The 12,977-nt window shown below is 29.2% G+C and carries 15 protein-coding genes; 3 read left to right on the top strand and 12 right to left on the bottom strand.

Features of this window, described 5'->3' with window-relative positions:
- Positions 1-50: 50 nt before the first annotated feature.
- The 5 genes from IC219_RS08040 to nadE all read right to left on the bottom strand — a co-directional run bounded on the left by IC219_RS08040 (position 51) and on the right by nadE (position 4,765).
- Positions 51-1,391, bottom strand: coding sequence for a GntP family permease (locus tag IC219_RS08040; RefSeq protein WP_227482978.1), 1,341 nt, complete (start codon positions 1,389-1,391; stop codon positions 51-53).
- A 100-nt stretch (positions 1,392-1,491) separates the two neighbouring features.
- Complete coding sequence (locus IC219_RS08035; protein WP_227482979.1) at positions 1,492-2,286, bottom strand: enoyl-CoA hydratase-related protein; 795 nt, start codon at positions 2,284-2,286, stop codon at positions 1,492-1,494.
- Positions 2,287-2,889: 603 nt separating this feature from the next.
- Positions 2,890-3,048 carry a hypothetical protein gene (locus IC219_RS08030; protein WP_227433378.1) on the bottom strand — a complete coding sequence of 53 codons (159 nt, stop codon included), beginning with the start codon at positions 3,046-3,048 and terminating at the stop codon, positions 2,890-2,892.
- A 156-nt stretch (positions 3,049-3,204) separates the two neighbouring features.
- Entirely contained in the window at positions 3,205-3,927 is a 723-nt protein-coding gene (locus IC219_RS08025; RefSeq protein ID WP_227433379.1) for a YebC/PmpR family DNA-binding transcriptional regulator, read from the bottom strand.
- A gap of 82 nt (positions 3,928-4,009) precedes the next feature.
- Positions 4,010-4,765, bottom strand: a complete 756-nt coding sequence (gene nadE, locus IC219_RS08020) for an NAD(+) synthase (protein WP_227433380.1) — start codon at positions 4,763-4,765, stop codon at positions 4,010-4,012.
- Between the two features lie 177 nt (positions 4,766-4,942).
- Between nadE and IC219_RS08015 the strand changes: the two genes are divergently transcribed.
- Together IC219_RS08015 and IC219_RS08010 are read left to right on the top strand one after the other, a co-directional pair.
- Positions 4,943-5,329: a sulfite exporter TauE/SafE family protein gene (locus IC219_RS08015; RefSeq protein WP_227433381.1), complete on the top strand. Its 387-nt coding sequence runs from the start codon at positions 4,943-4,945 to the stop codon at positions 5,327-5,329.
- Positions 5,329-5,700 (top strand): sulfite exporter TauE/SafE family protein, encoded by a 372-nt coding sequence (locus IC219_RS08010; RefSeq protein ID WP_227433382.1) that lies wholly within the window; start codon positions 5,329-5,331, stop codon positions 5,698-5,700. Before IC219_RS08015 ends, IC219_RS08010 begins: the two co-directional genes overlap by 1 nt.
- A 118-nt stretch (positions 5,701-5,818) precedes the next feature.
- Here the strand turns inward: IC219_RS08010 and IC219_RS08005 are convergent, their stop codons facing one another.
- The 4 genes from IC219_RS08005 to hflX all read right to left on the bottom strand — a co-directional run bounded on the left by IC219_RS08005 (position 5,819) and on the right by hflX (position 9,241).
- Entirely contained in the window at positions 5,819-6,463 is a 645-nt protein-coding gene (locus IC219_RS08005; RefSeq protein ID WP_227482980.1) for a YigZ family protein, read from the bottom strand.
- A gap of 289 nt (positions 6,464-6,752) precedes the next feature.
- Positions 6,753-7,196: an NUDIX domain-containing protein gene (locus IC219_RS08000; protein WP_227433384.1), complete on the bottom strand. Its 444-nt coding sequence runs from the start codon at positions 7,194-7,196 to the stop codon at positions 6,753-6,755.
- Between the two features lie 85 nt (positions 7,197-7,281).
- Positions 7,282-7,950 carry a HEAT repeat domain-containing protein gene (locus IC219_RS07995; RefSeq protein WP_227433385.1) on the bottom strand — a complete coding sequence of 223 codons (669 nt, stop codon included), beginning with the start codon at positions 7,948-7,950 and terminating at the stop codon, positions 7,282-7,284.
- A 7-nt stretch (positions 7,951-7,957) separates the two neighbouring features.
- Positions 7,958-9,241, bottom strand: a complete 1,284-nt coding sequence (gene hflX, locus IC219_RS07990; RefSeq protein ID WP_227482981.1) for a GTPase HflX — start codon at positions 9,239-9,241, stop codon at positions 7,958-7,960.
- Positions 9,242-9,449: 208 nt separating this feature from the next.
- Between hflX and IC219_RS07985 the strand changes: the two genes are divergently transcribed.
- Complete coding sequence (locus IC219_RS07985) at positions 9,450-9,710, top strand: cysteine-rich small domain-containing protein (RefSeq protein ID WP_227433387.1); 261 nt, start codon at positions 9,450-9,452, stop codon at positions 9,708-9,710.
- A gap of 107 nt (positions 9,711-9,817) precedes the next feature.
- On the opposite strand, the gene IC219_RS07980 is transcribed toward IC219_RS07985, so the two are convergent.
- The 3 genes from IC219_RS07980 to IC219_RS07970 all read right to left on the bottom strand — a co-directional run bounded on the left by IC219_RS07980 (position 9,818) and on the right by IC219_RS07970 (position 12,684).
- Positions 9,818-10,459, bottom strand: a complete 642-nt coding sequence (locus IC219_RS07980; protein WP_227433388.1) for a TIGR01906 family membrane protein — start codon at positions 10,457-10,459, stop codon at positions 9,818-9,820.
- Positions 10,460-10,487: 28 nt separating this feature from the next.
- Positions 10,488-12,038, bottom strand: coding sequence for an ABC-F family ATP-binding cassette domain-containing protein (locus IC219_RS07975; protein ID WP_227482982.1), 1,551 nt, complete (start codon positions 12,036-12,038; stop codon positions 10,488-10,490).
- Positions 12,039-12,507: 469 nt separating this feature from the next.
- Positions 12,508-12,684 (bottom strand): hypothetical protein, encoded by a 177-nt coding sequence (locus tag IC219_RS07970; protein WP_227433390.1) that lies wholly within the window; start codon positions 12,682-12,684, stop codon positions 12,508-12,510.
- Between the last annotated feature and the right edge of the window lie 293 nt (positions 12,685-12,977).

The raw sequence follows: 12,977 nt of genomic DNA, 5'->3' as shown, positions 1-12,977 counted from the left end.
AAATTGATTCTACAATATCAAAATATAATTTATACTTTTTATCTTTTCTGTTATGGTAATCCTGGGAACATCGTAAACAGAAGAACTGCTACTACAGTTCCAATAATCGGGGTTAAAACAGTTACCCAGAATATTGGCATATAAGCATCCTTATGTGATTCATTACATAGACCATTTGTTACAGTAACGATATATCCATTATGTGGAAGTGAATCTAATGCTGCTGACGAAATTGCCATAGTTCTAGTTAATGCAGCAGCAGAAACACCCTTAGCTAAAAATACTGGTCCAAGAAGTGGAGCCGCAATTCCAAGTCCACCTGAAGCTGACCCACAGATACCTGCAATAACTGTAGTCCCAACTGCAGCCCCTGCAATAGGAGGTCCAGGAATATTAGTCATAGCATTAACTATGAAGTCAAAACCAACTGCTGATTTTACAACTGAGCCAAATGCAACTACAGCACAAGTATTACATATTGCTACTACTGTAGTTTTACATGCATCACCAACATGTCCAACTATTTTGGTATTATCTTGATATTTATTTAACAATAAATACACTAATAAAGCTCCAATAAATACTCCTACCTCAATTGGTACTATTGCTTTTCCATTAATTTTCACATTGATTATCAAGATTGATACTATTAATGGAATTAATGCAATTAGACCATTAGGACCATTTTCTCTCTTGGAATTAGTTGCTGCTACTTCATCAAATGTATCTGATTCATGTGCTATAAAATGCCCACCATTAGCCTTTTCTTTTGAAACCATTTTGTATAAAATAATGCTTCCAACTATAAACATTACTGCACATGATATAAATCCATTTACTGCTCCAGCCATAATATCTGTTCCTAATGTTGAAGCTGGGACAATATTCTGAATCTGAGGTGCCCCTGGTGCAACCATAGCAAAAGTTGAACATCCAAAAGTCAAGGCTGCTGGTATAAATCGTCGTGGCAAATCAGCTTCTTTAAAAATTTCTAAAGCTATCGGAAACACAGCAAAACTTACAACAAAAACGCTTACTCCCCCATAGGCTAATATTCCACAAGCTATTGGAATAGAAAGTAATGCTTTATCCTTCCCAATCCATCTTACAATCATCTTAGCAATAGATTTTGCTCCTCCAGTAATCTCCATTATTTTTCCCATTAAGGTACCTGTTAGGAAAATAAAGAAATTTGCCTGAAGAAATCCAACAAATCCTGTCATATAATCCACCTTAAGTGCATCATACACATTTAAATTTCCTGTTATAGCAACTAATAATGAACATACAATTGCTATTATAAAAATATTTACGCCCTTCATAACCATTACAACTAGAAGGGATAGGGCTATGATAATCCCTACTAAACTTATAATTACTCCCGTATTCATAAATTAACTCCTTTTAAAATTAAACTATAAAACTATATGTATTTTTTCACGAAATTTAGATTTTAAATATGTTCTATATTTGTTTCAATAGTTATAATAGCTACTTATTTTCAAAAATCGGTTTTCTCTTTTCTATAAAGGCATTCATTCCTTCTTGCTTATCTCTTGTAGCAAAAGTTAAACCTGCAATATCTTTCTCTAATTCAAGAGCATTTTTTAAATCCATATCTATCCCCTTATTAATAACAACTTTTGCATATCTTATTGCTATTGGTGCTTTTTCAACTATTTGGTTCATCATATTCATCGACTCTTGTAAAAGCAAATCACTTGGAACCACTTTATTAATAAGACCAATAGATTTAGCTTCTTCTGCATCTACTTGCCTTCCTGTAAAAATTAATTCTTTGGCTATCCCAGTTCCAACAAGTCTTGATAATCTTTGAGTTCCACCAAAACATGGAATGACTCCTAAATTAACTTCAGGTTGCCCAAATATAGCCTTTTCTGATGCAATTCTAATGTCACAGCTCATAGCAAGTTCACATCCACCACCTAATGCATATCCATTAACTGCTGCTATTACTGTTTTCTCAAGAGCTTCAATTTTATCGAAAATCCCTTGGGCATAACCTGCATATTTTCTGCCTTCTTCACTTTTATAGTTTTGCATCTGACGTATGTCAGCTCCAGCTACAAAAACTTTGCCTTCTCCAGTAATAATAACTCCTAATATTTCATCCTTTTCTGATACTACATCAATAACTTGAGATAATTCTCTAAGAGTGTCATTGTTAAGAGCATTTAAAGCTTTAGGTCTATTTATAGTAATAACACAGACTTTATCCTTAACTTCCACCTTAAGATTTTTCAAATTGTCCATTACAAATCCCATCATATTCCCCCCATTATTTATTGTTATTTTTTCTACACTTTCTTGTTAATATATAGTAGCAAGTTCTACGCCAACTTATATTTAATTTCTCTATTTTTGTTAAAAAACTGTTTTTTTTGATAAAATAAACAAAATATACATAAATTTCACTGAATTTTTAATAATTTTTAACTTTAGAATTGATTAGATTGTAATTCACGAAAGAATTTTTATCCAACAAAACCCATAAAACAATATTTTTGTCTCATTTTCGAGAAAATACTTAAAAAACACAGTCTCATTTTTGAGAATGCGGTCTCACTTTTGATATTTTCACTAAAATAGTTTAGGTAATATATTCACAAGTTTATTTGAACTCTAATAAAGAAGCCTTTATTCAACATATAAATAGTTTATTCTCTATTAATTTGAGTAGTTAATATTTTAGCTTAATATATCTATGTATCTGTTCCAATATTATAAATTTTTTAACGAAAATAGGAAAATCCAAAAAGACTTAGTGTCTAAATAGATTTTCCTATCTTAAATGCTTCTGATAATTTTAGATTTGATTTACAATTTTTAGAAGATAATGAATATTATATTTATACTTTTCCTCTAAAATTAGATAACTCCATTTTCTTTTAAATCATTTATTTTACCACTATCAAAGCCAAGCCAACTTCTATAAATCTCCTCATTATTTTCTCCTAAAGATGGCGCTGGTACATTAATTTGAGCTTTTGTTGTCATCAACTTAACTGGATTTCCATTGACTCTCATATCTCCTATAATAGGATGTTTAATATCTACAATATTTTATAAGATATATTTTTATAGAACAATTTTTATAGACATAAAAACACCTCTGAACCATATTAACATATTATTATGCAAACATGGCTCAGAGGTGTATATATTTCTAAGATATTAGAATATTTATTCTTCCATTTCCCAGTTATGATATATATCTTGAACATCATCATCTTCTTCAAGCATATCAACTAATTTATTCATCATTTTTAAATGAGATTCTTCAGTTAGTACAGTTGTAGTTTGAGGTATCATCTTTACATCAGCAGATATAAATTCATACCCTTTTGCTTTTAATTCATCACGAACACTAGAAAAATCTTCTGGTGTAGTTATTATTTCATAACCATCTTCTTCTGTTATAAAATCTTCAGCACCTGCTTCTAATGCAACATCCATTAATTCTTCCTCTGAAACGCCATCTCCTGCACCAACTAATATTTGTCCTTTGTTATCAAACATAAAAGACACACATCCAGTAGTTCCTAGGTTTCCTCCGTTTTTATCAAAGTAATATCTTACATTACCAGCAGTTCTATTTTTATTGTCAGTTAAAGTCTCTACTATAACAGCAACCCCACCAGGTCCATATCCTTCATAAACTATAGTTTCATAGTCTTCTCCAGCACCTGCACCTGCACCTTTAGCAACAGCTCTATCTATATTATCATTTGGCATATTATCTGCCTTAGCTTTTTCTATAGCTGTTTTTAATGCTGCATTATATTCTGGGTCTGCTCCACCTTCTTTAGCTGCAACGGCTATTGCTCTAGCATGTTTAGTAAATATTTTTGCTCTTTGAGCATCTTGTTTACCTTTTCTATTAATTATATTTCCTATACGTCCCATATTTCCACTCCTTAATACGTACAATTAATTATTCTAATTTTTATCACTTGTAAATTTTATCACAAATCTTGAAAATAGTAAATTAGAACTTAGGAGGTTGTGCAGGCGTTTTTCTCTTGTGTTCACTTATTCTATGAAGTCTTTCTATTATCTCTTGGTCTCTTTGAGGAACTTCATCTAATCTACCTTCTAATACAGCATCTATCATATTGTAAGTAGTTCCCATTTCATTTTCATCTGTTTGTCCTTCCCAAAGACCTGCTGAAGGAGCTTTATTTATTAAATCTTCATGAACACCAAGTTCTTTTGCCCATTCGTATACTTCAGCTTTAGTTAAATTTGCAATTGGTAAAATGTCAACTCCACCATCACCAAACTTAGTAAAGTATCCAGTGTGTATTTCTGCAGCATTATCTGTACCAACAACTAAATATCCTAAGTTATTAGCAATTGTGTAAATAGTACTCATTCTTACTCTTGCTCTTAAATTTGCATCTGTCATTTTTAAATATTCTTCTCTATATAAATGTTTCTCTTTTAAATTTCCTACCACCATGTCTAATATAGCACTTTGTGGTTCTATAAGGTCTAAATCAAGATATTCTATATCACATCCTTCTATAACCTTAAGTGCATCTTCTCTATCTTGAGGATTACTTTTTATGCTCATTATAACTCCCATAGAGTTTTCTGGAAAAGCTTTTTTAATTAAATTGGCAACTACTGCTGAATCAATTCCTCCAGATACACCAACAATTAATCCTTTTGCATTTGCCTCATTAACCTTATTTTTAAGCCATTCTACAGTTTTGTCTATTTGTATTTTTATATTCGACATTGTTATCTCCTCTCAATTTACTACTTTGTTTTAATATATTATACCATATATTAATATGTTGTTTTAACATGTTTTTTTTTATTCAAATTTAAGCAAAAATGAAAGATTATATTTAATATTATTTTATATAAATATAATTTGCCTATTTTGGTAAAACTATTTTAGAAGGTGGTTTTTATGAAAAATACTAATAACTTAAGGAAAAAATATTTTGATTTCAATATAAAAAATACGATAATTGGAGTATTTACAGGATTTATAAACGGAGTATTTGGCTCTGGAGGTGGTACTCTTTTAGTCCCAATATTAAATGATATTGTGAAGGTAGAAGAACATAAATCTCATGCAACAGCTCTTTCTATAATCATTTTCTTGACAACAGCAAGTTCTGTTTTATATGTTTCTAAAGGAACTTACGACATTAACTTAACAATAAAAGTTGCGGCAGGAAGTATTGTTGGTGGTATTATAGGGGCTAAATTACTAAATAAAGTTACTGGAAAGTTTCTTAGGATTTCTTTTGGCTTGATTATGATAATTGCAGCATTAAGGATGGTGTTTTAATGTTATTTGCTTTAATTGGATTTTTTGCAGGAATTATTGGAGGAATGGGAATGGGCGGTGGAACTATTCTTATTCCTGCTCTCGTTTTACTTGCTGGTATAGATACTAAAATAGCACAGAGTGTAAACTTACTTTCCTCCATACCTATGACTTTGATAGCATTAGCTATACATATCAAAAATAAAAACGTAATTTTCAAATTAGTTATTCCAATAGCTGTATTTGGAGTGTTAGGAGCTATATTTGGCTCACTATTAGCTAATTATTTATCGTCTGATATATTGAAGAAAATATTTGGAGTGTTTTTACTTTTAGTTGGTTTATTTGAAGTTAAAAAAGGATTCTGTGCAAAGTCTGATAAAAGCCATTAAATTATTTTAATATAAATTAATGGCTTTTATTTTCTATATAACTATTCTATTTTTATGCTTTTATCTTCTATATTGCTACTCTACTTTTTTACTTTTAGCTTAAATTACAGTAAGATTTTTATAGTAAAATTTCTCCATCCTGTTCAGATAAATAAAATTCTTCTCCTAAAACTATCTTTCCTGTTCCACTTGTTATATCAATCATTTTCTCTGATAGTTTTTCCACATCTTCTAACTTTGAATATACTATTATCTCAACATTATCCTCATATATGGTATCTTTTATAAAGTACCCTAAATTCATCAGTTCATTTTGTACCTTTCCAAGTTGAGTATAATCTATCTTAACTTTAACTTCTTGGTACATTACCTTACTAATTATTTTTCCAGCTTCTAAGCCTAATTTAGCACCTTTTGTATAAGCTCTAACCAGACCACCTGCACCTAATTTTATACCACCAAAATATCTAGTGACAACTACTACTACATCTCTCAAGTCCTCTTTTTTTATGACTTCTAATGTTGGTATCCCTGCTGTTCCTTGTGGCTCTCCATCATCACTATACCTTTGTATATTCATATTTTGTCCAACTGTATAAGCCCACACATTATGATTTGCATCTTTGTGTTTTTTCTTTATTTCATTTATAAATTCTACTGCTTCTTCTTCACTTTGTATAGGCTTAGCATATCCAATAAAAACAGATTTTTCAATTGTTATTTCATCTGTTCCAAATTCGTGTAATGTCCTATAATTACTCATTATAACTCCTCCTATTTTTGTCATTTGCTAAAATATATCTTTATTTATAAAAATTACTCCAATTAAAATGTAAATAGAATTTTTAGTATTCATTTAGTTAGCATTATAAGATAATTATATAATAAAATCACAAGATTTTTAATTTTTATTTTTAATATAATTTATTGATACATAAATCAATATAATTTATTAAAATACAAATCAGATAAACTATAAAGTATACATTTCTAAAACTTGGAATTAAAAAAGGAAGGGTCTACCCCTTCCTCAAAACTCTATAAATTCACTACTAGTTTGCTGGAACATCGTCGCCCTCTGAAACTAATTTCTTTAATTCTTTAAACTTTTTATAAGATACTTCAACTAAAGCTTGCTCTTTATGATGTGACAACATTTCTAAAGCATCTTTTATCTTGTAAAATCCACCTTCTTGGAATTCAGGAGCAAGTACACATTCAGTATTACAAGCTTCCATAACATACCACATTATCGCATTGCAAACTTCTTGTTGTCTACTTCTTGAGAAAAATTCATACATAGTATCGCCAGCTACATCTATCATTTTAGCGTCTATGCCAGTTTCTACTTTAACTCTTTCAACAGCACTTTCATATGGAAGTCCTCCTCCAAGTATCTTTCCTTTTGGAAGTGTCCATTCACCTCTATCATTTTTTACAATAAGTACTTTATTAGCATAAAACACTACTCCACCTGCACAACGTCTTACTATCATTTGAAACCCCTCCCATTAATTTATTAATTACCTTGTTAAACTCCATAAATAAATCATTAAGTAAACAAATTGCTTTAATAAAAAATTACTTTTTCAAATTTAATAATGCTTCAATGGCTTCATCATAAGCTCTAAGCACGTACTCTTTTTCAAAATTCTTATTCTTATCTTTTAACTGCTGTAAAATCTTTAAACTGTTTTCATCTCCTAATTTTGAAAGAGCTTTTGCACAATATTGTCTAGTTTGTGCATTTTTATCGTAGAGACCTTTTTGTAAGACTTCTCTACTACTTGGTGACTCAATCTTTCTTATTGCTGAATAAGTTATTCTTCTAATATCTGAGTGTCTGTGGTTTGTGAGCTGATGGAGTAACTTCAAAAATCTATCATCTTTTAGCTCACCTGTTGCCCAAATTAAAACAATCAAATCTTCAGCATTTTTCTCTACAAGGATTCTTTTGAAAACCTTTCTCTTAAAGTATACCATTTTTTCGTCATCTAAGCTATCCATAAAATCAAGTCTCTTAATTTTATCTAATTCTAAAAATTTATCTAAAATGTCCTTAGATGCCTCAAAATCATCTTTTTGCATTTCTTTTATCTTCAACTTTGCTTGTATAAGTTGCTCACTTGCTTCAACATTTGAAATGTTTCTAATTTTACTAATTTGAGATACTGTTTTAGATTCTTTGTAAAGAAGATAGGTTATAAAATAATCTTCAAGATTATCTATATTTTCCCAATTTATATCCATATCAAACCTATTTTTCTAATATGTACTCTCTATAGATATTAAAATCTTCTTCATCTAAATTTACATCTAATGTTACACCATTTTCCCCATACTCAAAATTCTCCACATTGTATTTATCTTTTATTCTACTAAATATATCACCTCTTTCATAAGGTAACATCAAACTTACTGAATAAGTATTTTCCATTAAAGCAATTTCTATCATATTTAATAGTTTATCCATATTTATGCCTTGTTTTGCAGATATATACACAATATCTTCTTGACTCTTAGGATATATATCTAACTCTAGCTTATCTACTTTATTGTATACAAGTATATGTTTTTTATCATTTGCACCAAGTTCTTTTAATACACCTTCAGTTGTACTTTTTTGCAATTCATAACTAGTGTTCGTTGTGTCAATTACGTGTAAAATTAAATCTGCATATTGTACTTCTTCTAGTGTAGCCTTAAATGCCTCTACTAAATCATGGGGAAGTTTACTAACAAATCCAACAGTATCTACTACTAAAAATTCTTTCTTGTTTGGCAAAAGAGCTTTTCTTAAAGTTACATCTAAAGTTGCAAAAAGCATATCTTTTACAAAAACTTCTTTTTCTTGTTCATAATCCTTGTGTGTCTTTATTAATTCGTTTAGTAAGGTCGATTTTCCTGCATTTGTATATCCAACAAGTGCTACAATTGGTATATTTGATTTTAAACGCTTAACTCTTTGTGTCTCTCTATTCTTTTTTACCTCTTTAAGTTCACGTCTTATATCCGCTGCTTTATTAAGTATATGTCTTTTATCTACTTCTAACTTTTGTTCACCAGGTCCTCTCGTTCCAATTCCTGCACCAGTTCTACTCATTTCACCACCCATTCCATAAAGTCGTGGTAATCTGTATTTTAATTGTGCTAATTCGACCTGTAATTTACCTTCTTTACTAAGTGCTCTTTGAGCAAATATATCTAAAATTAAGGTAGTTCTATCTATTACTTTTTTTCCAACAACATTTTCAATATTCCTAATTTGAGCGCCAGATAATTCATCATTAAAAATTACTAAAGTAGCATCTAATGATTCACTATATGCTCTTATTTCCTCTACCTTACCTTTTCCTATATAATAAGCTGCATCAACAGCTTGCTTATTTTGAATTAAGCTACCTACAACCTCTGCTCCAGCAGCCTTCGCTAATTCTTTTAGTTCTTCCATGGATTCGTTAGTGTCTATATCATCACTTTTTTTAACTATTGTTGTCAAATTCAGACCTACAAGAAGTGCTCTTTCTTGAATTTCTTTCACTTAATCACCTCATTTTTTGTTATAAAACATAATCTAATTGTATTAAAAACACTTACATTATTTCTCTGTTGACTAATTATACCATTAATAATATGATTAAGAGTACTATATTATCAACTATTAATAAAAATATTGTATAATTATATTATCACCAAAATCTTATATAGTTATAAAAGATTTCATATTTTATTTAAATTAGGAGGAAAATATGGGCGAAAATTATAAATTTTTTAATCACAAAGATTGTGAGTTTTTCCCTTGTCATAAAACTGATAAACCAGAAGAATTTAACTGTTTATTTTGCTATTGTCCTTTATATGCTTTAGGAGAAAATTGTGGAGGAAACTTTAAGTACACAGAGAAAGGCATTAAAGATTGCAGTAGCTGTATACTACCTCATAAAAAAGATAATTATAATTATATTATGGGAAAATTTCAAGACTTAGTTAAAATTACTTGCAAAAAATAATTTTTTATTAAAAATAGCTATGCATAAATATTTTTTGACTCCTTTTCGTCTAAATAATATTACATAGCTATTTTTATTATATAAGTTTTAATTTATATCGCTCTACCTTATATCTTTCTACTTTTAAATAATTTACATAATTTATACATTGCAAAAATCAACATGCTTACTGCAAAAATCAATATTAAAATCATCATTCCAGCATGAAAGAAAAATTCTTCTGGAAGCATATTTATAACTGGGTCTAAATCAGGATTAAATATCCAATAATCATTTCTAAATAATAATTTATGAAAAATAATAAATGATTTTTCAAAATTCAACAAAATAGGAAGTGCCAACACTACTGGCATTATTATCAATGTCATTGATATAGTTTTTAGTAGTTTTATATTTTTATTTTTTATACTTAATATAATTCCCACCAAAGAAATTATCATTAATAACTTAGCTAATTTATTGATATTTTGAAATATATTTCTCACTTCTTCAAAATGTATTTTCCCTTCTGGAGAAGATTCTAATGTTGGTAACTTAAACTCAGATACATCCTTGCTTAGGTTGTAATCTATTAAGTAATCATAATTTAATTTTATATCATCTTTAGATAAACCAGATAACTCTGATATGTTTAAATAATCAATATCAAAATAATAAAGTTGCTTAAATCCAACAGTAAAATTAATAGCACCTACTATTACAACCACACTTATACACACTGAAAAAATTATATTTAGAAACTTTTTCATGAAATCCCCCCAGTAACAAATTAATTACCTAAACGATTTTAGTAGTGAAATCTTCTATATTCCATACATCATCGACAATTTCTGAATAGAATTCTGGCTCATGGCATACTAAAAGAACTGTACCTTTAAATTCTTTTATAGCTTTCTTTAATTCGTCTTTTGCATCTACATCTAAGTGGTTTGTAGGCTCGTCTAATACTAAGAAGTTTATATTTTTTAGCATAACTTTACAAAGTCTAACCTTGGCAGCTTCGCCTCCACTTAATACTCTCATTTGACTAGTTATATGCTCATTAGTAAGTCCGCATTTTGCAAGGACTTGTCTAACTTCAAAATTCGTAAGACCAGGGAATTCACTCCAGACTTCATCCATAGGTGTATTATTATTTTCTCTTGAACTCTCTTGTTCAAAATATCCAACTTCTAAATAATCTCCCAATCTAACATTTCCACCAAATGGTTTTATTATTCCAAGTAATGTTTTTAATAATGTAGATTTACCAATACCATTCATACCTTTTAAAGCAACCTTCTTTCCTCTTTCTAAATGGAAGTTAAGTGGTTTTGTTAACGCTTCATCATAACCTAAAACTAAGTCTTCTGTTTCAAAGATTATCTTGCTTGCTGCTCTGGCATCTTTAAAAGAAAAAGTAGGTTTTATCTTTTCCTTTGGTCTTTCTAGTATTTCCATCTTATCTAGTTGTTTTTGTCTACTATTAGCCATTCCTCTTGTTGCAACTCTAGCTTTATTTCTGGCTACAAAATCTTCTAACCTTTTTCTTTCTTCAACTTGTTTATCATAAGCTTGCTCTTCTTGACGTTTCTTTATATCATTCAGTCTTACAAATTCATCATAATTACCTTTATATCTATTTAACTCGCCATTTTCCATATGATATATTACATTACAAGTATTATTTATAAAGTCAATATCATGTGATACTAGAACAAAACTGTTTTCATATTCCTGAAGATATCTAGTAAGCCATGTTATATGTTCCTCATCTAAATAGTTTGTAGGCTCATCCAGTATAAGAATAGTTGGATTTTCAAGTAAAAGTTTAGTCAGAAGTACTTTTGTTCTTTGACCTCCACTTAAATCAGTTACATCCTTATCAAGACCAATCTCTCCAAGACCAAGACCATTTGCAACTTCTTGTATCTTTGCATCTATCATATAAAAACCACTATTTTCAAGTATAGTTTGTATTTCTGCTGTTTCTTCAAGAAGCTTACTCATCTCATCATCACTAGCTTCTCCCATCTTGTCATACATAGCAATCATTTCTTGCTCTAAATCAAACATATGCTTAAAAGCTTCTCTAAGCACTTCTCTTATACTTTTACCTTTACTTAATACTGTATGTTGGTCTAAGTAACCTACTGTAGCTCTTAAAGACCATTTTATATTTCCAGCATCAGGCATAAGCTTTTTCGTTATTATATTTAAAAAACTCGATTTTCCTTCTCCATTAGCGCCAACTAGTGCAATATGTTCACCTTTTCTAAGTCTAAAGGATACATTTTCTAATATTGTTCTTGCTCCAAATCCGTGGCTTACGTTTTCTACTACTAGCATTCTAACACCTCTCAAAAAAATTTTACACATTCTATACTATAATATATTCTTTTTAAACTTAAATCAAGTATTACCAATATTTTTAGTTATATTTACAATAATTTAACTGAGAATAAACTTTATAGCTGTATTATGTAAAATAAAAATAGATACTTTCATCAATGATAGAACTTCTTTATCGACTAAAAAATACATGCATGCTATAATTTCTTTGTAGCCTGTTTAATCTTTAAATTATAAAATGGTTTCTGATTGATTCTCAAATAAACAAAATTTCTTATGAACATTAATATAAGGTTTTGACACAATGCAAATCATTTGATATTTACAGACACAATTATTAGAATAGAATAAAACCAATTTACGTTTGCTTGCCTTAGGCGATAAGTGGTGCTACAGGTTATTTATCTAAACGGAGGTGAAAAATAGTTATTAAACAGAAAAAATATTTCATTATTATTTATATTATTTATGCATTGCCAATTCCATTTTCTCTAATAACATGGATTGGAACTATCATTTCTGTTGCTGATTTAGGAATGGTAAACTGGAAGATTTTAAGTGAGATTATACAATCTGTGATTGCTTTAATTACTATGCTACTTGCTGGTTTATATCCTATCTCATATATTATTTCATTAATCAAAACTCGTGATAGTAAAAAGTTTTCTTTATTTAGTTTTCTTCCTATAATACACATAATTCTTTTTGTTGTTTTCTTCTTTTTTTGGTCTTTTCTTAATAAAGTATATCAGCTTTAAATTCTTCCTAAATATTATCTAACTTTACAAAACTATATAGTTAGGGTTTATTATGAAAATATAGTCATATATGTAAATGTCTATTTTTCCATTTAATGTAGGTTTGTAGTCTCTTATACAAACAGGTATGTAGCCTTGTAATTTGCTTTTTCACTATTATTTGAATAAAAAATAGAGA

Origin of the sequence: Clostridioides sp. ES-W-0018-02 (assembly GCF_020658175.1) — a bacterium.
Lineage (GTDB): Bacteria > Bacillota > Clostridia > Peptostreptococcales > Peptostreptococcaceae > Clostridioides.
Note: the sequence above shows the minus strand (reverse complement) of the source record. Positions and strands in the feature narration are given on the sequence as shown.